Below are 23,646 nucleotides of genomic sequence, written 5' to 3'. Positions count from 1 at the left end.
TCTAGAATAAACATTCAGTATTTTGTTTGGAAGCTGGAGGAATAAAGAATGGCACTGTTACTAAAAAATCGGGGAGCTATGCTGATCCTGATGTTTAACCTGCTTTTAGTTTTTACCGGCATCGGCCTTGTCATCCCGATTATGCCTAAGTTTATGGAGAACCTGGGTATTACTGGTGGGATTATCGGGCTCTTGGTAGCAGCTTTCTCGTTGACGCAGCTGCTCTTTTCTCCGCTTGCAGGGCGCCTGTCCGATCAATTTGGCAGAAAGAAAATGATTGTGATTGGGATGCTCATTTTTGCATTCTCGGAATGGATGTTTGGAATCGCGAGCTCAACATGGCTCCTGTTTTTCTCCAGACTTCTCGGCGGTATTAGTGCCGCGCTGATCATGCCTGCGGTTATGGCCTATGCGGCGGATGTCACGACCAATGAGGAACGAGCAACAGGAATGGGCTATATCAACGCAGCGATTACCACCGGGTTTATTATCGGCCCAGGTATTGGGGGATATATTGCGGAATTTGGGATTCGCGCCCCATTTTATGCCGCTGCCCTCGCAGGTGTTGTCGCTGCTTTGATCAATTTGCTTATTCTTCCGGAATCTCATCCGGCAAAGGACAACGATTCACCAGCTCCAGCAGCACAGCGGAGCAGTCTTCTGCAACAATTGAAGCAGTCCTATAAAGAGCCGTATTTCTTAAGTCTGATCATTATTTTCGTCATGACTTTCGGATTGGCAAACTTTGAAACCGTGTTTGGACTGTTTGTCGATCACAAGTTTGGGTTCGAACCGAAAGATATTGCCTTTATCATTACGTTCGGTTCCATTGCTGGTGCGGTGGTCCAGGTTACGATTTTTAGCTGGATTTTGCAGCAGTTCGGAGAGAAGCGCGTCATTTCGATTTGTCTCCTGGTTGCCGGTGTGTTTATTTTGCTGACCCTTTTCGTCCACACCTTCTGGTTGATTTTTGCGGTTACGTTCATTATCTTTCTGGCGATCGATATTTTGCGCCCGGCCGTCAGCACGCAAATGTCCATGCTCGCCAAGGATCAACAAGGCTATGTAGCTGGTCTTAACTCGGCTTTCTCAAGTCTGGGCAATATTGTAGGACCAATTGTAGCTGGATTCTTGTTCGATCTGGATATCAATTACCCGTATACGCTCGCCTGTCTGGTTCTCTTAGTCTGCTTCGGGTTATCGCTCAAAGGTAGACAGGAAAGTCTGCAAAAGAGAGCCGCCTGATTATTAAAATGCCAGTCAAAAGCTCTTAAGAATCGGGCTTTTGACTGGCATTTTTCATGCAGTAAAAATTTATAAGATTCTTAGGTAGTATCAGTGCAACTAAGACTCCGCTACAAGGCTTCGCGGAGCCATGTTTTCAAAATACTCTGGAGGAAAATGGGGATACCTGATATCATGAGAATAAGTAATATATTTCCAATATTATTGTGGGAGAGTGTTTTTTACATGATGAATATAGGACCTGAATTTGGGGCTGCGATGGTCCCTATACTGCTTACGCTAGCTTTCTATGCTTTTATCATCTATGTGCTGGTAAGTTTCCTAAAGTTTATGAAACAGAAAAATCGACACGATCGAGATCGAAATGAAAAGCTGGACCGCTTGATTCACTATCTGGAAAATCAAGATAAGAACAGAAAAATAGACAGGGCACTCGAACAAATTGAAAAGCAACAAAATGAAAAGTAGACAGGGATACATAAAAAAGGAAAGACGTCGGTTCACTCCTACGCTGGTGTGTGCAGGCGTCTTTTTCATGTAGAGATCTCTTGCAGTGAACGTAGGAGAAAAACCATTTTTCTAAAATTGGCGAAAATGCCAACCCTGCAATCAGACAACTTTCTTGGCAGCACTCATATGGTATGGCAGGAGGTGGTCCAAATGGCTTTTCGATGCCTTTGTCGGGGGAGTAGGTGCACGGTGTTTTGCAGATGTGGCTGTCGGCGAAAAAGTAAATCTGCCAACGTGCTAGAAAAAAATAAGTAATCTCAGGAGGCCAAGATGCTCTTTCTGAACATGTTGTTCCTCATTTTGCTAACGGCAAGCAGCATAGGCTATACCTACAAAAATCGGTCCGAGCTAGCCTGCATGGATGGGATGATATTCGCTATGGTGCTTGGCGCCATGTCTAGCATTTCACTTGGCTTGAACATCCAGGTGTCTCTCGTAAATGACTTGGGACTAGCAACGATCCTCGCTGTTTTGATCGGAATGAGCGTCGGATTTCTCACAGGGAAAATCGTATCTCTCACAGCATCCATCGAGGGAGTCATGGCAGGAATCATGGGCGGGCTGATGTCCCCTATGCTCGGGGCGATGCTAGCTCATCCGATGATGCTCATCTGGTTTATGGATATCGCCTATATTCTCGTCTTGGTCCTGCTTGTTTCTTTGGCAAAAGAAGCGAGACAGGCGTTTCTGGAAGAGTCACGAGAAGCGGGAAGAGAGCCAAATACCTCACCCTGATGGTGAAATGCATGAAAAAAAGGGAGAGCAAATTCTCTCCCTTAGTGCCATGGGGCTCCGTTCCTTTTAAAAAGTCCTAATCCTTGCAATTCACGATACGTTTTAAAGAGGTCTTTTGCGATTTGCACATTATTCACCACAGTACCCAAATCGATGTCGCTTATGCTTGGAATCATCTGAAGCAAGGATGGTCTCCTCGCCCTGGTTCTTTTCTTCGTTTTCATCCATTCCTGGTGATACCGATCCAATGCTGCCGGTTCTCTTTTCAGCTGTCTTCTGGTGACGTTGTTTTGCTTGAGCCATTGCATGAATTCCGGTGTGAGACGATCCTGACTCGCGATTGGCTGCTGTTTTCTCAAGACGCCCTCCTTTCCCTGCTCTTCCAAAGGAGCAGAAGGAACCTAGCTCCTCCAGATCACAGACACTGGGATACGATATGTCAATCGGACTACATTTGCTTGTACGCTTGCCTATCGATGAAGTCCAGAAAGAAGGCCATTCCCTGGAAATCTAGGTTTCCATCCATGGACAAGCCTTCGGAGTGCAGAGACAAAGCGGATACCCAAGCGGACAAAGACTATTAGAAAATGATGCTTGTACTTGTGCACAAAACAGAATACATGGAAAGAGAAGTGAGTACTGTATTGTAGGTCATCACTTCCGAGAAAAGGAGGATTGCTTGTATGAGCTTTTTTGACAAGATGAAAAAGGGCGTTTCCGACGCTGGCTCAAAAGCGAAGACATTGGTCGAAGTCAATAAATTCCGATTGAATATTCAATCGTTAGAGGCGGAAATTCAAGATCGCTATAAAAGGATCGGTCAATCGGTCTTCCAATCTACATCAGATGAACTGGGTGCAGAACCCGCAATCGATCAAAAGGAAAAAGTCGTGGTGCTTACGCTGTGCCAGGAGATTCGGGCAAGGCAACAGGAGATCGTTGAATTGAACAAAAAAATCCTTGAGCTGAACAATCAAAAAAGCTGCGACAAATGTGGCAGATTGAATCAAACAGAGGTCAGATTCTGCTCGGATTGTGGTCACGAGTTTATCCAGGTGGTCACGATTGATGTGGTAGCAGCACAAACCGCGACAGAAAGCGACGTGATATCATGCTGGAAATGTCACGAGCCGCTGGGGCAAAGCGTCCGGTTTTGTGGAAAGTGCGGAACAGCACGGCCGTAGCCAGACTTTCCTGATCGTCAATGGAATAGTCGCTTCTCATGCCCGCCAGGCTAGGAAAAGGCGGGTTATTTTCTGTAGCATGGCAAGCGGCATTCCGGTAGTTCCGCCTCCAACGGCAGGTTGATCCAAGCTCTATCCCCAGGATGGTAGACAATTCTTTGTGTAGGAGTCTTCTCGGTGCAGCGGTGAATCTGGTAGGATGGAGGGGAAGCAGAGAAACCATACGAGAGAAAAAGGAGATTTCGGCAAATGGCGATCAAGGCGATTCTATTTGATTTGGATGATACGTTGCTGTGGGACGAGCGCAGCGTAAAGGAAGCGTTCCAAGCGACTTGCGCGGAGGCAAGCAAGCATCACGAAGTAGACACACAGCTCCTGGAAGAGGCCGTTCGGCGTGAAGCGCGCGCATTGTATGAATCTTTTGAAGCATTCCCTTTTACGAAAATGATCGGAATCAATCCATTTGAAGGATTATGGGCACAATTTGCTGAGGGGGAGCAGGAAGAGTTCCGCAAGCTGCAATCGTTCGTCCCAACCTACCGCAAAGAAGCGTGGACACGCGGATTGCGGGCACTCGGTTTCGAGAACGAAGAACTCGGCTCCAAGCTGGGAGAAATGTTCCCGGCAGAGAGAAGAAACCGTCCGATTGTTTATGAAGAAACCTTCGAGGTCTTGGATCAACTGAAGGAAAAATACAAGCTCCTGCTCCTCACCAACGGATCTCCAGATTTGCAAAAGGAAAAGCTGGCCGGCGTGCCGAGTCTTGCTCCCTATTTCGATCATATCGTCATTTCCGGTGAGTTCGGGGAAGGCAAACCTGCTGCATCCATTTTTGAACATGCGATGAGCTTGCTCGGAATCACGGCCGAAGAAGGCGTCATGATCGGTGACAAGCTGACGACAGACATTCTCGGCTCAAATAAGGTCGGCATGCGCAATATGTGGATTAATCGCCACGGAGTAACGCACGAGGGTGAGATCGTACCTGCTCATGAAATTGCGAGCCTTCGGGATATTCAGAAGGTGATTGATTCTTTGGAGTAAGGTTTTATTTGCTGGTCATTCCATACAATTCACGAGCAACGTTCTATTCGTAGAATTCATCCATGCTCACAAAGAAAAGAACCGTTAGAGTGGTGTTATCCCCTCATGGTAGACAGTGAAAAAAGAGTCCATGGTATCATGGACTTATCACTGTTGACCGGAGGGGATTTTATTATGCCACCAAAGAAGGGACAAATATTTAATCGCTACGACGAAGACACGAAAAAAGCATTGCGGTTGGTTGAAAATAAAGCTTTAGACCAATGAATAAAGTATAAGACTGGGCAGTTTTTTCGTGGTTGATTGGATTTGGAATTTTACTAATAACTATAGTTGCGTTAGTCGCGAAATACATTTCTTGACTAACGGCTTCGTAGGCTCAATGAAACAGAGGCAGTCTAGGACTTTATTTTCGTGTTCTGGACTGCCTCTCATTCTTTTTGACGCCGTCTATAACTTTAGTTTCTCTGAACAATGGGCCCAAACGTTTTTTCATTAAAAATCCATTGAGGAACAAGCAAGAGCTGGCCCAGGAAAAGAGAGAAAAAAGCGAAGGCATTAGGGACACAGCCGAGGCGGAATGGAGAAAGCGGAAGCTGTCGTTAGCGCCCACCTCTGAACAAGCATCTCAGAGCCGACTACTTTGGACGCGGGCTTAAGCTTTTGCAATGGAGCCGTGCAGGGATGACCCCAAGCAAGTGGCCCTACTAACAGAGCGTTTTCTCTCTTTTCCGCCCCACGACTACAGCACACTTTTCCTCATACATTCAACCGAAAATCTTTTACCGAGAAAATAAACAAAAAATATAATTTTCTGAAATTAATGTTGAGCTTTTTCGATTGGCATCTTATAATGCAACTAGAGTTATGACTTCATTCATTGATCTATTTTAAAGTGTATACTTCAAAGTAACGTAAACATGAAAAATGGAGGGTGAACGGTGATGAAAATCGTAATTGCAGAAGTCATGCACGAAACGAATACGTTCTCGAATGTCCCTACGACACGCGAGCTTTTTGAATTGTGGGAATGGGCGCGCGGAGACGAGATTTTGACCAATCATACGGGTGTGCGGGATTTTCTCGGAGGAATGATCGATGGCGCCAAAGAGCGGGGCATTGAAGTCGTCGGTGCATTCGCGGCCAATGCGTATCCGGCAGGTACGATCACGAGAGAAACGTTTCTTTCCTTGCAGGATGAGCTGCTAACAGGGATCGCCGAAGCCGGTGAAGTGGATGCGATTTGCCTGTCTCTGCACGGAGCAGGTGTCGCGGAAGGCGTAGACGATCTGGAGGGAGCCCTCATCAAAGCCGTCCGCCAGCAGGTCGGTTACGAGATTCCAGTGATCGTCACCCTCGATTTGCACGGCAATATTACAGACGAAATGGTCAAAGAAGCAGATATTTTGCTAGGAGTTCATCTCTATCCGCACACGGACTGCTACGAGCGAGGCCTGGAAGCGGTAGAGCTGGCGGAGAAAATGGTGAAAGGCGAGCTGGTCCCGCGAATGCACCTCGCGAAGCTCCCACTGATCGTTCCTACTTCTACGACAAATCTATCTCCGGCAAAAGATATCAATGAAGCCTGCTACAAATGGGAGAAAGAGCCTGGAATGGTAGACTGTGCGTTCTTTCACGGCTTTCCGTATACAGACATTCCCGAACTAGGGGTAACAGTAGTCGCGGTGGCAAACAACGATGAGGCGCTCGCCAAAAGGGCAGCGGAAGCTATCGCCAATCTGATTTGGGAAAAACGTGAAGAGTTTGCCCCAGACGTGGTAACGCCACAAGAAGGACTTGCGTTGGCAAAAGCAGCGAGTGCCTTTCCGGTCGTGATCAACGAAACGTCTGACAACCCGGGTGGTGGGACGCCGGGAGATGGAACGTATCTGCTGCGTGCCATGCTGGAAGCGGAGCTGGACAGTGCCTGCTTCGGATTCATCTACGATCCGGAAGTGGCAGCAATCGCCCATGAAAAAGGGGTAGGCGCGACGATCGAGGTGCAGCTGGGAGGAAAAACGGATGATTTGCACGGTGAGCCGATCGCTTTGACGGCTTATGTCAAATCACTTACAGATGGCGCGTTCATTACGTCTTCTCCGATGGGAAAAGGGCAGCCGGTAAACCTCGGCAAATCGGCTCGTCTACAGGCAAACGGTGTGGATATCCTCGTTTGCTCGGTCAAAACACAGGTATTGGATGAGCAGGTCTACCTTCTTCACGGAATTGATGTCACGCAATTCAAAATTGTTTCTCTGAAATCCAGCCAGCATTTCCGAGCGAGCTTCGAGCCGATTGCAGCACAGATCATCACCGTAGACTCCCCTGGACTGACGACGCTGCGCTTCCAGGCCTTTGACTACAAACGCTTGAATCGACCGGTGTATCCTTTGGATGAAATCACGCGTTCCTAAAAGATCGCTCATGAATGGGGCAGCCAGCAGCTAGTGGCTACACCAGTCAAAGGAGGGCTGTTGATTTGACGGAGAGCGTGCACGAGAGAATTCGTAAATCATATGAGCACTTGACGAACCAGCAAAAGTTGGTAGCAAAATACATCCTCGATGAACCGAATCAAGTTGCTCTCCATCCGGCGAAGGTGATTGGGGCATACAGCGGGACGAGTGAAACGACAGTGATTCGCCTCTGCTATTCATTGGGGTATTCCGGCTTTAGCGAGCTGCAAAACGAGCTGCGCCAGATGCTGCTATTTCCCGTCATCCGAGAGAACGTGGTGCAAACCTTGCACAACACCACTTACGAGTTCAACGACAGCGACGATGTCATTTCCTTCACGCTGGAACAGGATCTCGCTTTTATTCAAAAGACCTTGCATGCGCTGGACCGTTACCTGTTCGATTCTGCGATTCAGACGATCGTCTCGGCGAAGAAAATCGTCGTGGTCGGCGGACGCTCCAGCTTTGCTCCTGCCTATTGGCTATCGTATGCCTTAAATATCGTCAAAGGGGATACGCTGCTGTACAGAGGCCAGATCGACGATGCCAACCATTTGATCTCGGAAGCAAATGAAGACTGGCTGATGATAGCCCTAGTATTTCCCCGCTATTTGCAGGACACCTATTACTTCACCAAGGCGGCGAAGGATAAAGGAGCCAAGGTTCTGGCGATTACGGATCATGAGCTCTCCCCGATCGGGCCTCTGGCAGACGTTTTGCTCAAAGTAACGACACCTTCTCCGACGACGCTGCGCGGCATGTCCTCGATTTTCACGCTGCTGAATGCAGTGGTGAGCGGTGTGTCCCAGCTGGATCGGGAGCGGGTGAAAAAAAGGATACAGAAGTATGACAAGACGAGTGAGCAATTTTACCCGTTTGTCCAAGAAAACTAGGGGAAGCAAAAAAAGGAGGATTGTCCATGAAGAAAAGGCGTTTATCGAGCTTGACAACGATAGGTCTTAGCCTGTCCTTGTTGCTCGCAGCATGCTCTTCGACAACGAACACCAGCGCACCAAACACCTCAGGCACCACAACGAATGCGCCAGCGGCTGCTCAACCAGCTGCAACCGAGGGCGGTACGCTTGTGGTCGCGGCACCTGTTGAGCCAGATACATTTGATCCGCAGAAATCGACCTGGCTGGACAATACAAACAACCAGCCCTACGATTCCATCCTGAGCCGGGATATGCAAGGAAAACTCGTGCCGCATCTGGCTGAGTCCTGGCAGGTCTCCGAGGACGGAAAAGTGTGGACACTGGTCATGCGTAAGGACGTCAAGTTCCAGTCCGGCGCGCCACTGACGGCAGAGTCAGTCAAAACGTCCATCGAGCGGTTCGCGGCGGTTTCCCCTAACAAGGATTTGGCAGGGCCGATTGACAAGATCGAAGCAGTCGATGCCCAAACCGTAAAAGTGTATTTCAAGGAGCCGTTTGCTCCCTTTGCAAACATGCTGGTAGGAACCTTCCTCGCTCCGTTTGATCCAGAGCGCTTGAAAGAAAAAGGAGACAAGTTCGGGGAAGCACCGCTTGCGACCGGACCCTTTATGAATCCGGAAGTGAAGCGTGGAGCGTCCGTGACCTACGCCAAAAACCCGGATTACAAATGGGCACTGCCTTTCGCAGAGAATCAAGGAGCTCCCTATGTGGATAAAATCACCTTCCGTTTCCTGAAGGACGATGACACGCGCATTCTCGAGTTCAAAAAGGGAACGATCAACATCCTGCAGGAAGTGCCGAGCACCTATGTACAGGAGCTGCAAGCGATTCCGGGGGCAAAAATCGAGAAATCCATGGAACAAGGCATGAAATATCTGGGCTTTAACAACCAGAAGGAAATCTTCAAAGACGTACGGATCAAGCAAGCCATCGCGATGGCAATCGATCGTGATCCGATTGTGCAAGTTGCCTTGTCGGGCTTTGCACAGCCGATTTTCGGACCGCTTCCGCCAACCATCCCTGGCTATAGCGAAAAGATCGAGAACATGGCGAAGGATATGTACGGACATAACGTGGAAAAAGGCAAACAGCTGCTGGCAGAGGCAGGCTATACCGACACCAACGGCGATGGCATCGCAGACAAAGACGGCAAACCGCTTTCCTTTGAATTGCTCCTTCCAGAAGATCCAGCGCTGCAGCGCGTAGCGCAAATCGTGCAAAGCCAGCTGAAAGAAATCGGGGTCGAAGCCAAGATCGCAGTGCATGATATCGCTACGCTCAAAGATAAAGCCATCAAAGGAAATCATGAGCTGTTCCTGCTCTATTTCGGACTGAACGATCCGGATATTCTCTATCTGTTGATGCAAACCGACAACTCCAAGCGCGTTCACTACTCGAATCCAAAAGTGGATGAGCTTCTGGCAAAAGGACGCACGACCATGAACGAGGAAGAGCGCATGAAAGTATACGAGGAAGCACAAGAAATTCTCGTGAAAGATCCGCCATGGGTACCGCTCTATGTGGCTGAGTCTGTAACCGCAACTCGCAATATCGAAGGCTACAAGCTCAATCCGTTCACCGGTGACATTCCGTTTGGTGACATTCGCATTACCAAATAACGAAAGGGAGGTGGGGCGTTTTGCAACGATACCTGATTCGCAGATTGCTGTCGCTCTTGGGGACGCTCCTGGGCGTCACCATCCTCATCTTTCTGTTAGTTCATCTGATCCCAGGGGACCCCGTGCAATATTTGCTCGGGGAACACCCCACGGATGAAGCGATCGCGGCACTCAATGCGCAGCTGGGTCTGGATCGGCCTTGGTACGTCCAGTACGCCAGCTTTGTCGGCAAGCTTTTGCAGGGAGACTTGGGAACGTCGTACATCACAGGCTATACGGTATGGCAGGAAATCGTGGAGCGCTTCCCGATTACCTTTCAACTGGCGCTGTACAGTGTCATCCTGGCTACGGTCATCGGAATCGTGGTAGGTGTCATTTCCGCGGTGAAGCAAAACACATGGGTCGACAGGCTCGTGGTCTTTTTCTCTTTGATCGGTATTTCTGCTCCTGGCTTCTGGATTGCGTTATTCCTCATCTGGATTTTTGCTTACAAGCTGCCTATTTTCCCGATATCCGGATACGACGGCTTCTTTTCCCTGATCCTGCCATCGATCACGCTCGCGATGGGAGAAGCAGGGCTGATTGCTAGGATGACGAGATCCAGCATGCTCGATGTCATCAAGCAGGATTACATGCGAACTGCGCAGGCAAAAGGCGCCCCGCATCTGTGGATGATACTCAGGCACGGTTTGCAAAATGCCGTGATCCCCGTCATTACCCTGATTGGTTTGGAGTTCGGAGCACTTTTGGCTGGAGCGATTGTCACAGAGACAGTCTTCTCCTTGCAAGGCCTCGGCTCACTCGCGATTGAATCCATCGGGAAGCGGGATTTGCCTACGATTCAAGGACTTGTTTTTTTCGTCGCTTTTCTGTTCGCGATCACCAACCTGATCGTCGATTTGCTCTACAGCTGGTTTGATCCACGAATCAAATACGAGTAGGAAGGAGTGAGGATATGTGAGCGGAAACTTGAGCCAACTGGAAGTGGGGCATGAAACGCACCCGCCGCTGCGCGCGGCCGAATCTCCGGTGACTCCATCACCATCCTACTGGTCGCAGGTGGCCAAACGGCTGTTTCGCAACAAAACGGCGATGGCGGGGGCATTGATCCTGTTGATCTTTACCATCGGCTGTGTCTGTGCACCGATCATCGCGCCGTATCCGATCGATCAAATGAACTTCAAGGACCGCATGATGGGTCCGGGAGCCAAGCATTTGCTCGGCACTGACGACTTCGGGCGCGATATTTTTTCCAGGCTGCTGTACGGCGGCCGAATCTCGCTTTTGACTGGGCTGATTACCGTCACAGTGGCATCCGCCATCGGAGTGACGCTGGGTGTCATCGCTGGCTACTATCGGCGCTTGGAGATTTACATCATGCAGGTCATGGATATCTTGCTCGCGCTGCCCGCCTTGCTTTTGGCGATCGCGATCATTGCCGTGCTGGGGCCAGGATTGACCAATGCCATGATTGCCATCGTAATCGCGGTTATTCCTTCGTATGTCCGGATCGTTCGGGCATCCGTACTCTCGATTCGGGAAAAAGAGTACATCGAGGCTGTGCGGGCTTTGGGGATCAAGGATCGGGTCATCTTAGCCAAGCATATCCTTCCGAATATTTTGTCACCGATCATCGTCTTGATGACAGTACAATTCGGGGGAAGTATTTTGGCTGCAGCGGCACTCAGCTTTCTCGGACTCGGCGCCCAGCCGCCTATTCCAGAGTGGGGAGCCATGGTGTACGTCGGAAAAGCGTTTCTGGGGCAGGCTTGGTGGATGTCTATTTTCCCTGGCCTCGCGATCATGCTGGTCGTACTCGGCTTCAACTTGCTAGGGGATGGCTTGCGAGATGCGCTTGATCCGAAATAATTCATTTTTCTATGGTGAAAGGGGTAATCCGAAATGAGCTTGCAGAAAAAGCTGGAGTCAGTCCTGTCCGAAACCTCCGCAACTTTTGGGGTAACAGTCAAGCATCTGGATACAAACGAAGAGGCGAGAATCAATAGCGATCAATACTTCCAAATGGCCAGTACGTTCAAGGTTCCGATCCTGGCGACGCTCTTTCGCGATGTGGTAGAGGGAAGGCTGAGCCTGGAGACGCGGATTCGACTGACGGAAGACGATCTGGTCTCCGGATCTGGCGTACTCAAGGAGTTTTTGCCTGGCGCTGAGGTAGCCGTGAAGGACTTGGCGACCTTGATGATTATCGTCAGTGACAACCTCGGGACAGATAAAGTGCTCGAGCTGGTAGGAATTGAACGGGTAGACGCTTTTATGAAGGAGCTGGGCCTCGCTCATATTTCCATTCAAAATAGCTGCTGGGATCTGCTGAGCATCGGTGGTGGATTGGCTGGAGAGAAAAAAGGACGAGAGGGCTTCGACAAGCTCAATGAAGTCTTTCAAACGACCGGGATCGATGCGGACAGCGCCATTTTCCAAGCGACGCTCGAAAACAACGTGTCGACGCCGGATGACATGTGCCAGCTGCTTGCGCTGATCGCGTCAGGCGAGCTGGTTTCCCAGGAAGCCTGCGACGGCATTCTGGACGTCATGAAACGGCAGCAGCTGCGCAATCGCATTCCTTATCTGCTGCCTGACAAGACGATCATTGCCTGCAAGTCGGGGACGATTGGCAGTGTCGTAAATGATGTGGGGATCGTCTACCTGCCCGAAGGAAAAGGTGCGTTTGCCATCGCGGCGTTTTCGCATGGGAATGAATCCATGAAGGCAGGAGAACGCATCATTGCGCAGTTGACACGAACCGCCTATGACCATTTCGTCGGCGAGTAAAACGAGCGAAGGAGAGGGGGGCGTGGCGATGAAGCAGAACGAAACCGTGTTGGATATCGATCAGCTCTCTCTAAAGCTGAAAACGGAGCGGGGAACCTTTACGGCAGTCAATCAGGTCAGCTTTCAGATTGGGGCTGGAGAGACGGTAGCACTGGTCGGTGAATCGGGTTGCGGGAAAAGCGTGACCTCGCTCTCGATCATGGGCCTGATCTCCAAAAAAACAGGCGAACTTGGGGGCAGTATCCGCTTCAAGGAAAAAGTGCTGAATCGGCTGAGCGAACGTGAGATGCGGGAGATTCGCGGCAGAGATATCTCGATGATTTTCCAGGAGCCGATGACTTCCCTGAATCCCGTTCATACGATCGGCAAGCAGATCGATGAGGTGTACCGCCTGCATACGAATCTGACCAAGCAGGAACGGCGTGCGAAAACCATCGAGATGCTGCGCAAGGTGGGCATCCCGCGGCCGGAGAGCATCGTGAATGAGTTTCCGCATCAGCTGTCCGGGGGAATGAAGCAGCGGGTCATGATCGCGATAGCCATGGCCTGCGAGCCGGACCTGTTGATCGCCGATGAGCCGACGACAGCGCTGGACGTGACGATTCAGGCGCAGATTCTCGATTTGATGAACGACCTGAAACAGACGGCGCAGACGGCCATTTTGCTGATTACCCATGATTTGGGTGTCGTAGCAGAGATGGCGGACCGCGTCATGGTGATGTACTACGGCCAGATCGTGGAGGAAGCGGATGTACGGACGATATTCGCCAATCCGAAGCATCCCTATACGATCGGGCTTCTCCAGTCCATTCCAAGCATCGAGGAGGAAACGAGCAGGCTGAAACCGATTGAGGGGAATGTTCCGATCTTGGGTGAAGTCCAGGCGGGCTGCCCTTTCTATTCACGCTGCGATCATGCCGTGGAAAAATGCAAGAGCGAAAAACCACCTGTCGTGCTGACAGGCAAGCACTCTGTCCGGTGCTGGGTCTATCAGGATAAGGAGGTGGCGATATGAGCGAGGATCTCTTGGTCGTCGATAACCTCAAAACCTACTTTCCTCTGAAAAAGGGGCTCTTCGGACAAACATCGGGGCATGTCAAAGCGGTAGACGGTGTCTCCTTTAAAGTGAAGAGAGGCGAAACACTCGGCATCGTGGGGGAGAGCGGCTGCGGGAAATCGACGACAGGTCGCAGCATTTTGCAATTAATAAAACCGAGCGCGGGCTCTGTGCGTTTTCACGGGGAAGAGCTCATCGAAATGCCACAGGCAAAGCTGCGTGATATGCGCAGCCAGATGCAGATCATTTTTCAGGATCCGTACTCGTCGCTGAATCCGCGTTTGACCGTGGCTACCATTTTAGCGGAGGCATTATCAGTGGGAGCGTCGCCATCGGATACCCGTCCCATGCGTGAGCGGGTCATTGCGCTCCTCCTGCTCGTCGGTTTGAATCCGCAGCATGCGGATCGTTACCCGCATGAGTTTAGCGGGGGGCAGCGGCAGCGTATCGGGATCGCGCGTGCCATCGCTGTTTCGCCGAAGCTGATCGTAGCTGACGAGCCGGTCTCGGCCCTCGATGTGTCGATCCAGGCGCAAATTTTAAATCTCATGAAAGAATTGCAGGAGGACATGGGGCTGACCTATCTGTTCATTTCCCACGATCTGGGCGTCATTCGCCATATTAGTGATCGGATCGCGGTCATGTACCTGGGGCGAATCGTGGAAATTGCAGATAAAAAGAGCCTGTTTGAAAATCCGCTCCACCCTTATACGCAAGCCTTGATCTCGGCGGTACCTGTCCCCAATCCGGAAAAGAAAAAAGAGAGGATCGTGCTGGGCGGAGATGTACCGAGCCCGGCAAATCCGCCAGTGGGCTGTGCTTTTCATCCACGGTGCCGCCACGCGACAGAACTATGTACGACGCTGCGACCGACGGAGACGGTGATGGGGCCAGATCATATCGTGGCTTGTCATCTGTACGCGCATGACGAAAGGAGTCAGCAAGCATGAAAATCGAGAAAATTGAAATGAGACGATTGCATTTACCACTCAAGCAAGCCTTTGAAGCCAGTATCGGACAGCAGACGATGCGGGACTTTTTGCTGATCAGCGTCCATAGCGAGGGGGAAACCGGTTACGGCGAGAGCGTCGCGATGCCATTGCCTTTTTATAATGAAGAAACGACAGAAACGGTACTTTACATGATGGAAGCGCTGCTGATCCCGATGCTGCTCAAAAACAAGATCGAGCGACCGGAGGATGTAGCCAGACTGTTCGCGCCGATCCGCCGTCATCATATGGCAAAATCAGCTTTGGAAGGTGCCGTTTGGGATCTGTATGCGAAGCAGCAAGGGATTTCCTTGGCACAGGCACTGGGCGGCAAGCGCAAGGAGATCGATGTAGGGGTCAGCATCGGGATTGAACCTACTGTCGAAGAAGTCGTCTCCAAAGTAGAAGGATTCGTTGCTGAGGGCTACAAAAAAATCAAAGTAAAAATCAAGCCGGGCTTTGATATCGCACTGATTGATGCTTTGCGCAAACGTTTTGGCGACGACCTGCCATTGATGGCAGATGCCAATTCAGCCTATACCCTGGATCAAATCGATCTGATCAAACAGCTCGACGATTACAACCTGATCATGATCGAACAGCCTTTGGCACACGACGATATCGTGGATCATGCTCGTCTGCAGAGTCAATTGAAAACGCCGATCTGCCTCGATGAAAGCATCCATACCGTTGAAGATGCGAGAAGGGCGATCGAGCTTTCCAGCTGCAGGATTATTAACATCAAAGTGGGCCGGGTAGGAGGATTGACTGAATCCAAGAAGATTCACGATCTTTGCCAGGAGAACAACATTCCGGTCTGGTGCGGCGGCATGTTTGAAAGTGGCGTCGGCCGTGCGCATAATATCGCGATTACTTCTTTGTCCAACTTTAAGATCCCTGGGGATACAGCCGCTTCCAGTCGCTATTGGAAGCAGGACATCGTGCTGCCTGAAGTCGAGTTTCTAAGGCCAGGTGTACTCGCGGTTCCAGAAGGACCAGGGATTGGCTATGAAATAAACTGGGAAGTCGTAAAATCCTTGCAGGTACTAGAGAAAAGTTTTCGTCCAGAAAACGTAACGATTGGGTAACGAGGTGGGTGGCAGATGAAGCCAGAATTGAACTATCGCATCATGACGACAGTTGCAGAGATGATCGAAGTGGAAGAGCTTCAAAGGATCGTATGGGCTGATAAAAACATTTCTCCGGTCACGCAGCTGATCGCGGCTGTTCACAATGGGGGAGTCGTCATCGCCGCTTCTCACGAGGATCGGCCCGTTGGCTTTTGCTACGGCTTTGCCGGCTTCAAGGATGGCAAAGCCCATCTCTGCTCGCATATGCTCGGAATTGTTCCGGAGTACCGCGACTGGGGAATTGGTGAAAAGCTGAAATGGGAGCAGCGCAAATGGGCGATTGCGTACGGTTATGACAAAATGACCTGGACGTATGATCCACTCGAGACGCGCAATGCGAATTTGAATCTGAACAAGCTGGGCGGTTCCGTAAGAACGTACATCGAATCCTATTACGGCGAAATGAACGATGGCATCAACGCAGGAATGCCAACGGATCGGTTCCTGCTAGAATGGGATTTGCAAGCAAAGCGGGTGGCAAATCGGGAGCAGGGCATCTCGAATGAACGCAGCGAGTGGAGCGAGTATCCACGAATGCTGGATTGGGAGCTTTTCTATGAACAGCCGCGTCCGGTAGCTCGCCAAGCGCTGACCGACGACACCGCAGGAATTTTGCTGAGTGTGCCTGCGAACATTCAAGCGATGAAGCAAGAACACCTACCGCTTGCAAAAGAGTGGCGGTTTGCATTGCGAAAAGCTTGTCAGACTGCCTTTTCAGAAGGATATGAAGTAGTTGGTCTGTTAAAGAGTGATCAGACAGTGCATTCATATGTCCTAAAACGAAGCCCAAAGGGGGAGTAGTGACATGGAACAACTGGAAGCCTATGTAGGGAAATTGATGGAGACGGCCAAGCTGCCTGGAGCATTTATCGGGATCGCCAAAGCTGGGGAGCATGTCTATACAAAAGGTTTCGGTTACCGCGATGCTGAAGAGCAGGCAGAGGTGACGCTGGATACTGTCTTTGGGATTGGCTCGATCACAAAATCCTTTACCTGCGTAGCCATCATGCAGCTGCAGGAAGCTGGAAAGCTGTCTGTGGACGATCCTGTGGTCCAATATTTACCGGAGTTTCGGACGAAAGATGCGGAGAGCAGCAAGCGTATCACGATTGCCCATCTGATGTCGCATACATCCGGAATGCCTTCGATGCCCACGCTTTACTTTGCGATGCGACGCAGCATGGAGATTGATCCCGCTCTGCAGGAATCGGACAGAAATTTTGATCTTACTGCTCACGAACCGATTGATACATACGAGCAGCTGATGGCCTTTATCGCCGAGCTGGATGTAGAACAGCTGGGAGAGCCAGGGACTGAATTTTCCTACAGCAACGATGGCTATGCCCTGCTGGGTGCTATTATCGAGCGCGTCAGCGGCCAAACGTATGAGAGCTATCTCAAGGAGCATCTGCTGGATCCGGCGGGAATGGGGCACACGGTATTTTTGACGGAAGATTTGGGGGATTACGAGAACATTACGACCCTCTACACGAGCAAAAAGACAGAAGAGGGCAAGGTCGTGTTTGCTGCACCGCTCTGGTGGGATGCCCCTGCGATGCGGGCTGCCGGTTTTTTAAAGTCCACAGGACGTGACATGCTCGCGTATGCGGAAATCTTCCGTACAGGCGGGAAGGTTGGGGAGACGCGGATTCTTTCGGAGAAGAGCGTGCAGCAAATGATTGGCAACTACGCCGGCTTGGAGCCAGCTCGTCATTACGGCTTCGGCTTTATGGTGACGCCACAGTTTCGCGGCGGAACCTTGATCGAGCATGGCGGAGCATTAAAAGGGATTGCGGCACAGCTGTGCATTTTGCCTGAGGAAAAGATCACCTGCATCGTCCTGACAAATCTGGATGGCGCACCATCTGCCGAGCTTCTCGGAGCCACCATCAATACTGTGCAGTCTCTGCCCGTGGATGAACCGATTGCGATTTACCCGGACTATCCTGTCGCAGCTGACACGCTGCAGGACTTCCTCGGGGAATATCGCTCTGGCGAAGGGGAAATGGTACAGGTTTCTTCCGGAGAGACTGGGCTCGTGGTCACGTTTGCAGGAGCAGATTACCCGCTGCGCTCCGTGGGTGCGGATGCCTTCAGCTTCCAAATGCCTACTGGCTTGGAAAAATGGATTCGCTTTGTTCGTGATGAAGCCGGTCAAGTGAGCCGTGTTGCGTTTCACTTCCGTCAATTAATCAAGCAGAGCAAGGAGGCGTAACATGGGAAAACAAGGATGGGCAGTACCGTTTGAAGCGTATGCCCAAAAGCTGATCGATGAATTCCGGGTTCCAGGGGCGATGGTAGCCGTAGCGAAGAATGGCGAGCTTTTTTATGAAAAAGCGTTCGGGTATCGGGATCGGGAAGAGCAATGGCCTGTGAATCTCGATACGGTGTTTGGAATCGGCTCGATTACCAAGTCGTTTTCGTGTGTCGCCATCATGCAGCTGCAGGAGCAGGGCAAGCTCTCCGTTCATGATCCGGTAGTGACCTATTTGCCAGAATTCCGCACGCCGGATGAAGAACAGACGAAAGCCATTACGATCCATCATTTTATGACGCATACGCTTGGTTTTCCGCCGCTGCCTTCCTTGATTCCCGCTATGCAGCGAAGCCTGGAGGCGGACCCGACAGCGGCCGACCTGCTGAAGGCTTTTGAAGCGCAATGCCAAAAGCCGATTGATACCTTTGAAGAGCTGATGGCCTACATTGGCGATCTGTCCTTTGAACTGATCGGGAAGCCGGGAGAACAGTTCAGCTATTCCAACGACGCGTTCGGCTTGCTGGGTGCCATCGTTGAGCGTGTTACAGGAAAATCATACGAGGCTTATGTCAAGGATCACATCCTGCAGCCCCTGGGAATGGACCGCTCTGTCTTTCATGTCGAGGAATTGGGTGATGATGACAACTGCGCGATGCTGTACACTCCGCAAGTACAAGAGGGGGTTCGCGAAGTGCTGCGGGCACCGCTCTGGTGGGATTCTCCTTCCATGCGTGCTGCGGGCTTCCTGAAAGCATCTGCTCGCGACATGCTGCAATATGCGGAGCTGTTCCGTACCGGAGGACTTGGCAAGGGGACGCGCATCATCTCGGAGGAAAGCACGGCACAGATGGTAACCCCTCATGCCAAAATTGATCCACTTCGCAGCTATGGATACGGGCTTGGTATCCTGCCATTTTCCGAAGGTCGTACCCTTGTACAGCATACCGGCGGCCTGAAAGGGATTACTGCGCAGATGTTCATTATCCCGGAAGAGGGAATTACAGGGATTTTGCTGACAAATATGGATGATGCGCCAATTACCGATTTGACTTTGGGTCTGCTGAACAGTGTGTTTGAACGCCCCATCGATACGCAGTACGCTACGTTTGCGAACTATGAAGCTTCCCTCGCCGAACTGCAGACGTGCACAGGCACCTTCAAGTCCGGCGAAGGAGATGAAGTAAAGGTTCGCTTCGATGAAAACGAAGGGAAGCTCGTGCTGATTCTCGATAAAACGGAACTGCCTCTTCGTCCAATCGAAAAGGATGCGTTTGTGTTTACGCGCCGCGGTATCGATACGGTGGTTCACTTCGTGCGCAATACGGAGGGAGAGGTCAAACGCTTTGCCTTGTTTTCGCGACAGCTGCCAAAAGTAGAGGTCGTAAACGCGTAATTTTAGGGCGGGAGGAATCCACGGATGAAGGTATTTATTTCTTTGGACATGGAAGGGATTTCTGGGATCACGGAGTGGGAAGATACGATCCCGGGGCGGCGGCATTATGAGGCGGGGCGACGGCTGCTGACCCAGGATGTAAACGCCGCCATCGAGGGTGCTCTGGAAGCAGGAGCGACGCAGATCGTGGTAAATGAGTCGCATGGACCGATGAACAATCTGATTCTCGAGGACTTGCATCCACAGGCAGACGTCATTCGCGGTTTCTTCAAGCCTCTGTGCATGATGCAAGGCATCGACAGCACGTACGATGCCGCCTTTTTTGTCGGGTATCACGGAAAAGCGGGCGTTGGCGATGCCGTGCTCAATCATACGCTATCCGGTGTGGCGATCCACCGCCTCGTGCTGAACGGAAAAGAAGTGGGCGAAGCCGGATTAAACGCTGCGGTAGCCGGCGCTTTTGGCGTACCTGTCGTACTGGTGACTGGAGACTCCCAAACGGCACAGGAAGTGGAGCAGGATATACCAGGGGTCTTTACGGTAGCGGTGAAAACGGGTATAACCGGACTTTCCTCCCAAGCGATTCACCCTGTCCGCGCACGTGAGATGATCCGTCAGCAGGCGAAACAGGCTTTGATCAACCGAAGTGCGGTACAGCCACTCGCTCAGCAATCGGAAAATACGCTCGAAGTGGAGTTCACCAAATCGCAGTTCGCCACGGCCGTTAGCTGGATGCCGGGAGTCGAGCTGGTGGAAGGGCGTACGGTTCGCTATCAATCCGCTGATGTGGTCAGCATGATGCCTGTGCTGCAAGCGATGCTGATGCTTACAGGGCAAGTCAATCGCATGGTTACAGGCTGATAGGCCAAGAATCAAGAAAAGGCAGCAGCAGAATCAAGACAAGTACGAACGTCTTGGACTGCTGCTGCCTGATTTGTTTTGCGTTACTTTTTCAGCCATGCCAGCAAGGCCCAGCGCCTTTCCAAGCGGCGCTTGTAGGGAGGCAAAACGCGATAAACCTCAACGGCTTCCCGGTACGATTGCTTGGCTTTTTCCTTTTGGTTTAGCTCGGCGTACAGCTCTCCTTGTTTGTAGTACACCTCGCACGATGACATGTTCATCTTCGCCAATTCTTCCAGACTCGCTAGCGCTTTTTCCATCTGTGCAAGCTTCGCATACGCCTCGGCTACGCGAAGATAGGGTTCTCCATATTTGACCCGCGGATTGACCTTTAATGCCTGCTCGATTAGCCGCAAGCCCTCTTCTACACGCCCCACCTTCAGAAGGCAGGTACCCTTGTCGCACAAATATTCTGGAGAATCCTCCATGACGGATGCGACTTCTTCCAAATAGGACAAAGCTACACTGAACTGCTTTTTTTCCATAAGCAATCGGGCAGCCTCGAGTTTAGCGGTGGTATCATGCGGATTGAGACGAAGCAGGTTCGTAAGAGCGGATAGCCGTCTCCATCGCCGATAAGGCTTGGTGATGTCCGGAAGCAGGCGGACAAAGCGAAGATCCAAAAAGTAGAGCACGAGCAAAATGATGATCAGTGCGGCGAAAGGACTCCCTGTAAGCCACCATAAAATCGAAAACAAGAAAAATTTCCCCAACTTATTTTCCCTCGATCCTCTGTGTTTTTTCCTCCTAACTATAAGATCCATGCCTAGCAACTGTCAAATATTGTTAGTTGATAGCTAGTTGGCTATGGATCGATCACACCATTTTCTCCACCTTCCGCAGCTTGTAAATCTTGATCGCAATCGAGAGGTCCTCCAGAACATCATCACTGGAGCACTTTGGCGCAACCAGCTCCTGTACTTTGGCTACCCGATAGCGGATCGTATTCTCGTGAAGAAACAGAGCTTTCGCTGTTTTACGGAAATCGCGTCCATTTTGAATAAAGCAGTCCATCGTTTCAAACAGGTTGGACTGGTTTGTTTTTTGGTCAAACTCCAAGATGGGGCCAAGAATATCGCTGTAGAACTGATCCAGCTCCTTGTGCCCGCTGAACAGCTTCAGCAAGCGGACGATTCCAAGGTTGTTGTAGTATATGACGCTGGAGTTTTTGATGCTATGGGAGTTGACAGCCGTAATGGCTTGGCTGATGGCATTGCCACAGTCGAGGAGGCTGTTGCTGCTGCTGACGCCAATCACACAGTCTTGCATATAGCGATTGATCGTCTCGATCACATAGTCGATTTTCTTTTGCTCGGCGCCCGCTGAACCGTCCTTGTAGCTAACCAGGAACAGGAAGCCTTCTTTGTACTCGAGCGCGGACATCGTGATATCCCGATTGATGGTGCCAAATAGCGCCGAATGCGTTTGAGAGACGCACGACAGAGGGGTTTGCCAAAGGGGAAGTGAAGCTGGACGGCATCGATCAATACCTCGGTCAAACAGCAAGGCTGGATTTCAAAAATGAGTTCCTGATTGCGACGGTCGGCGATGAAGTGGTAGCGACTACACCTGATCTCATTTCCGTGCTGGATTTTGAAACAGGTCTCCCGATCACGACAGAAGGCTTGCGATATGGGAACCGGATCGCGGTCATCGGTCTTCCCTGCAATGTAAAGTGGAGAACCGAAAAAGGAATCGAGACGGTAGGACCGCGTTATTTCGGCTATGACTTGGAATATCGTCCGTTGAAGGGAGAGACTGGGGCATGACATACCGCATTGGAATTGACGTAGGTGGAACCCATACGGATGCAGTCATTTTGGATGAGCAAAACGTGCTGCATGCGAAAACAAAAGTGGCGACGACAGAGGATGTCGGCGGTGGGATTCAGGAGGCCATTCGTGTCTTGCTTGCGGAGAGTGGCATCCAGCCCGCGCAGATTGCATCGGCTATGCTGGGAACGACACACTGCACCAATGCGATCGTGGAGAGGAAGCGCTTATCCAAAATTGGCGTGATTCGCATTGGAGCACCGGCTACAGACGCTATTCCTCCGTACTCGGATTGGCCACAGGATTTGCTGGAAGTGATCTTTGCCGGATCGACGATTGTTCACGGTGGGCACGAGTATACCGGCCAACGCTTGTCCCGGCTGGATGAAGAAGAAATTCGCCGCATGGGCGCACAATGGCGAGGAAAAGTGAAAGCCGTAGCGGTGACCTCCGTTTTCTCGCCGGTGGATGCGTCGGACGAGCTGCGTGCCAAGCAGCTGCTGCAGGAAGAGCTAGGCGCAGAGGTGGCGATCTCTTTATCGCATGAAATTGGCAATATCGGCCTTTTGGAGCGGGAAAATGCAACGATATTGAATGCTTCTCTGACAGAAGCAGCCCAGCAAATGGTAAGCGGCTTTCAGCAATCCCTGAGCGTGAATGGAATTGAAAATGCCCACATTTATCTGAGTCAGAACGATGGGACGTTAATGACGGCTGAGTACGCACGCAGGTTCCCTGTCCTGACTATCGCTTCAGGCCCGACAAACAGTGTGCGCGGCGCTTCCTTTTTGTGCGGGATTGAAGATGCGCTCGTCGTAGACGTTGGCGGAACGACAACCGATATTGGCGTCCTGACCAAAGGCTTTCCGCGCGAGTCCTCCCTCGTCGCTCAGATCGGCGGTGTTCGCACGAATTTCCGGATGCCGGATCTCTTGTCGTTTGGACTGGGCGGCGGTACGCGAATTCGCGGGCTGGGAGCAGAACCGCAAGTCGGCCCGGATAGTGTCGGGTATCGACTATCCAAAGAAGGCTTGATTTTTGGCGGTGAGGTGCTGACGGCATCAGATGTCGCCGTTGCAGTGGGACAAGCACAGATCGGGGATGCACAAAAAGTCGCGCATCTGCCTGCGGACGATGTCCAGCGTGTCTATCAAAAAATGACGGTCATGGTAGAAGAAGCAATCGACCGGATGAAAACTTCGGCAGAGCCGGTTCCTGCCATCCTCGTCGGTGGAGGAAGCATCCTTCTCCCTGATCAGCTGCAAGGAGTCTCCGAGGTCATCCGACCGGAAAACTATGAGGTCGCAAATGCCATCGGTGTGACCATCGCACAGGTCAGCGGACAAATCGATCGGATCTATGCCAATGAAACGCGAACGTGCGAAGAGATTCTGGAAGATTGCCAGCAGCTGGCGACTGCCGAGGCAGTGCGTGCCGGCGCCCTTCCTGAGACGGTAAAAATCGTCGATATCGAAGAAGAAGTACCGCTGGCGTATCTGAGCGGGAACGCCGTGCGGATGAGAGCAAAGGCGGTTGGGGAGCTTTTTCCTGTGGCGGCACGAGCTATCAGGGGTTAACTAGAGTTTGAATTTGTGCTTATGATGAGTTGGGCAAGACCCTCGTCCGAATG

At 51.2% G+C, this 23,646-nt stretch carries 24 protein-coding genes; 21 read left to right on the top strand and 3 right to left on the bottom strand.

The features are described 5' to 3' along the window. Nucleotides 1-48: 48 nt before the first annotated feature. The 3 genes from EDM55_RS06185 (at nucleotide 49) to EDM55_RS06175 (ending at nucleotide 2,490) form a co-directional block, all read left to right on the top strand. A complete protein-coding gene (locus EDM55_RS06185) occupies nucleotides 49-1,245 on the top strand; it encodes an MFS transporter (RefSeq protein WP_122959865.1) in 1,197 nt (398 codons plus the stop codon). A 225-nt stretch (nucleotides 1,246-1,470) separates the two neighbouring features. Then, nucleotides 1,471-1,713 carry a hypothetical protein gene (locus EDM55_RS06180; RefSeq protein ID WP_174769319.1) on the top strand — a complete coding sequence of 81 codons (243 nt, stop codon included), beginning with the start codon at nucleotides 1,471-1,473 and terminating at the stop codon, nucleotides 1,711-1,713. A 312-nt stretch (nucleotides 1,714-2,025) separates the two neighbouring features. Then, entirely contained in the window at nucleotides 2,026-2,490 is a 465-nt protein-coding gene (locus EDM55_RS06175; protein ID WP_122959864.1) for a hypothetical protein, read from the top strand. A 41-nt stretch (nucleotides 2,491-2,531) separates the two neighbouring features. Here the strand turns inward: EDM55_RS06175 and EDM55_RS06170 are convergent, their stop codons facing one another. Continuing rightward, nucleotides 2,532-2,849, bottom strand: coding sequence for a hypothetical protein (locus EDM55_RS06170; protein WP_139228069.1), 318 nt, complete (start codon nucleotides 2,847-2,849; stop codon nucleotides 2,532-2,534). Nucleotides 2,850-3,173: 324 nt separating this feature from the next. Between EDM55_RS06170 and EDM55_RS06165 the strand changes: the two genes are divergently transcribed. The 16 genes from EDM55_RS06165 to EDM55_RS06095 all read left to right on the top strand — a co-directional run bounded on the left by EDM55_RS06165 (nucleotide 3,174) and on the right by EDM55_RS06095 (nucleotide 20,205). Then, a complete protein-coding gene (locus tag EDM55_RS06165; RefSeq protein ID WP_092267619.1) occupies nucleotides 3,174-3,674 on the top strand; it encodes a zinc ribbon domain-containing protein in 501 nt (166 codons plus the stop codon). A gap of 249 nt (nucleotides 3,675-3,923) precedes the next feature. Then, a complete protein-coding gene (locus EDM55_RS06160) occupies nucleotides 3,924-4,718 on the top strand; it encodes an HAD family hydrolase (RefSeq protein ID WP_092267620.1) in 795 nt (264 codons plus the stop codon). A 105-nt stretch (nucleotides 4,719-4,823) separates the two neighbouring features. Next, nucleotides 4,824-4,985 carry a hypothetical protein gene (locus tag EDM55_RS30180; protein WP_170184487.1) on the top strand — a complete coding sequence of 54 codons (162 nt, stop codon included), beginning with the start codon at nucleotides 4,824-4,826 and terminating at the stop codon, nucleotides 4,983-4,985. Nucleotides 4,986-5,662: 677 nt separating this feature from the next. Then, nucleotides 5,663-7,132, top strand: a complete 1,470-nt coding sequence (locus tag EDM55_RS06155; protein WP_092267621.1) for a M81 family metallopeptidase — start codon at nucleotides 5,663-5,665, stop codon at nucleotides 7,130-7,132. 65 nt (nucleotides 7,133-7,197) lie between these two features. Further along, the gene (locus EDM55_RS06150; RefSeq protein ID WP_246071052.1) at nucleotides 7,198-8,067 is read left to right on the top strand and encodes a MurR/RpiR family transcriptional regulator; all 870 of its coding nucleotides are present in this window, start codon (nucleotides 7,198-7,200) and stop codon (nucleotides 8,065-8,067) included. Nucleotides 8,068-8,093: 26 nt separating this feature from the next. Next, on the top strand, nucleotides 8,094-9,728 hold the full coding sequence (locus tag EDM55_RS06145; RefSeq protein ID WP_092267623.1) for an ABC transporter substrate-binding protein: 1,635 nt from the start codon (nucleotides 8,094-8,096) through the stop codon (nucleotides 9,726-9,728). A gap of 20 nt (nucleotides 9,729-9,748) precedes the next feature. After that, nucleotides 9,749-10,669 (top strand): ABC transporter permease, encoded by a 921-nt coding sequence (locus EDM55_RS06140; RefSeq protein ID WP_092267624.1) that lies wholly within the window; start codon nucleotides 9,749-9,751, stop codon nucleotides 10,667-10,669. A 67-nt stretch (nucleotides 10,670-10,736) separates the two neighbouring features. Continuing rightward, nucleotides 10,737-11,597 (top strand): ABC transporter permease, encoded by an 861-nt coding sequence (locus EDM55_RS06135; protein WP_373863343.1) that lies wholly within the window; start codon nucleotides 10,737-10,739, stop codon nucleotides 11,595-11,597. Between the two features lie 33 nt (nucleotides 11,598-11,630). Next, nucleotides 11,631-12,518 (top strand): serine hydrolase, encoded by an 888-nt coding sequence (locus tag EDM55_RS06130; RefSeq protein ID WP_122959863.1) that lies wholly within the window; start codon nucleotides 11,631-11,633, stop codon nucleotides 12,516-12,518. Between the two features lie 28 nt (nucleotides 12,519-12,546). Beyond that, nucleotides 12,547-13,533: an ABC transporter ATP-binding protein gene (locus tag EDM55_RS06125; protein WP_092267626.1), complete on the top strand. Its 987-nt coding sequence runs from the start codon at nucleotides 12,547-12,549 to the stop codon at nucleotides 13,531-13,533. Continuing rightward, nucleotides 13,530-14,525, top strand: coding sequence for an ABC transporter ATP-binding protein (locus EDM55_RS06120; RefSeq protein WP_122959862.1), 996 nt, complete (start codon nucleotides 13,530-13,532; stop codon nucleotides 14,523-14,525). Before EDM55_RS06125 ends, EDM55_RS06120 begins: the two co-directional genes overlap by 4 nt. After that, nucleotides 14,522-15,652, top strand: coding sequence for an o-succinylbenzoate synthase (gene menC / locus EDM55_RS06115; protein ID WP_122959861.1), 1,131 nt, complete (start codon nucleotides 14,522-14,524; stop codon nucleotides 15,650-15,652). The genes EDM55_RS06120 and menC overlap by 4 nt, the downstream gene beginning before the upstream one ends. 15 nt (nucleotides 15,653-15,667) lie before the next feature. Then, nucleotides 15,668-16,495 (top strand): GNAT family N-acetyltransferase, encoded by an 828-nt coding sequence (locus EDM55_RS06110; RefSeq protein ID WP_122959860.1) that lies wholly within the window; start codon nucleotides 15,668-15,670, stop codon nucleotides 16,493-16,495. 4 nt (nucleotides 16,496-16,499) lie between these two features. After that, nucleotides 16,500-17,909, top strand: coding sequence for a serine hydrolase domain-containing protein (locus EDM55_RS06105; protein ID WP_122959859.1), 1,410 nt, complete (start codon nucleotides 16,500-16,502; stop codon nucleotides 17,907-17,909). A gap of 1 nt (nucleotide 17,910) precedes the next feature. Further along, complete coding sequence (locus EDM55_RS06100; RefSeq protein ID WP_122959858.1) at nucleotides 17,911-19,344, top strand: serine hydrolase domain-containing protein; 1,434 nt, start codon at nucleotides 17,911-17,913, stop codon at nucleotides 19,342-19,344. A gap of 24 nt (nucleotides 19,345-19,368) precedes the next feature. Then, entirely contained in the window at nucleotides 19,369-20,205 is an 837-nt protein-coding gene (locus tag EDM55_RS06095; RefSeq protein WP_092267632.1) for a M55 family metallopeptidase, read from the top strand. An 83-nt stretch (nucleotides 20,206-20,288) separates the two neighbouring features. Here EDM55_RS06095 and EDM55_RS06090 read toward each other — a convergent pair whose 3' ends face one another. Both EDM55_RS06090 and EDM55_RS06085 read right to left on the bottom strand, forming a co-directional pair. Beyond that, complete coding sequence (locus EDM55_RS06090; RefSeq protein WP_092267633.1) at nucleotides 20,289-20,957, bottom strand: tetratricopeptide repeat protein; 669 nt, start codon at nucleotides 20,955-20,957, stop codon at nucleotides 20,289-20,291. Nucleotides 20,958-21,060: 103 nt separating this feature from the next. Next, entirely contained in the window at nucleotides 21,061-21,627 is a 567-nt protein-coding gene (locus tag EDM55_RS06085; RefSeq protein ID WP_092267634.1) for a PucR family transcriptional regulator, read from the bottom strand. Between the two features lie 26 nt (nucleotides 21,628-21,653). Between EDM55_RS06085 and EDM55_RS06080 the strand changes: the two genes are divergently transcribed. Both EDM55_RS06080 and EDM55_RS06075 read left to right on the top strand, forming a co-directional pair. Continuing rightward, nucleotides 21,654-22,013, top strand: coding sequence for a DUF917 domain-containing protein (locus EDM55_RS06080; RefSeq protein ID WP_122959857.1), 360 nt, complete (start codon nucleotides 21,654-21,656; stop codon nucleotides 22,011-22,013). Then, complete coding sequence (locus EDM55_RS06075; RefSeq protein WP_122959856.1) at nucleotides 22,010-23,593, top strand: hydantoinase/oxoprolinase N-terminal domain-containing protein; 1,584 nt, start codon at nucleotides 22,010-22,012, stop codon at nucleotides 23,591-23,593. The genes EDM55_RS06080 and EDM55_RS06075 overlap by 4 nt, the downstream gene beginning before the upstream one ends. Nucleotides 23,594-23,646 lie beyond the last annotated feature (53 nt).

The organism is Brevibacillus centrosporus (genome assembly GCF_003710815.1).
Lineage (GTDB): Bacteria > Bacillota > Bacilli > Brevibacillales > Brevibacillaceae > Brevibacillus > Brevibacillus centrosporus.
This window is presented reverse-complemented; position numbering and strand designations above follow the sequence as displayed.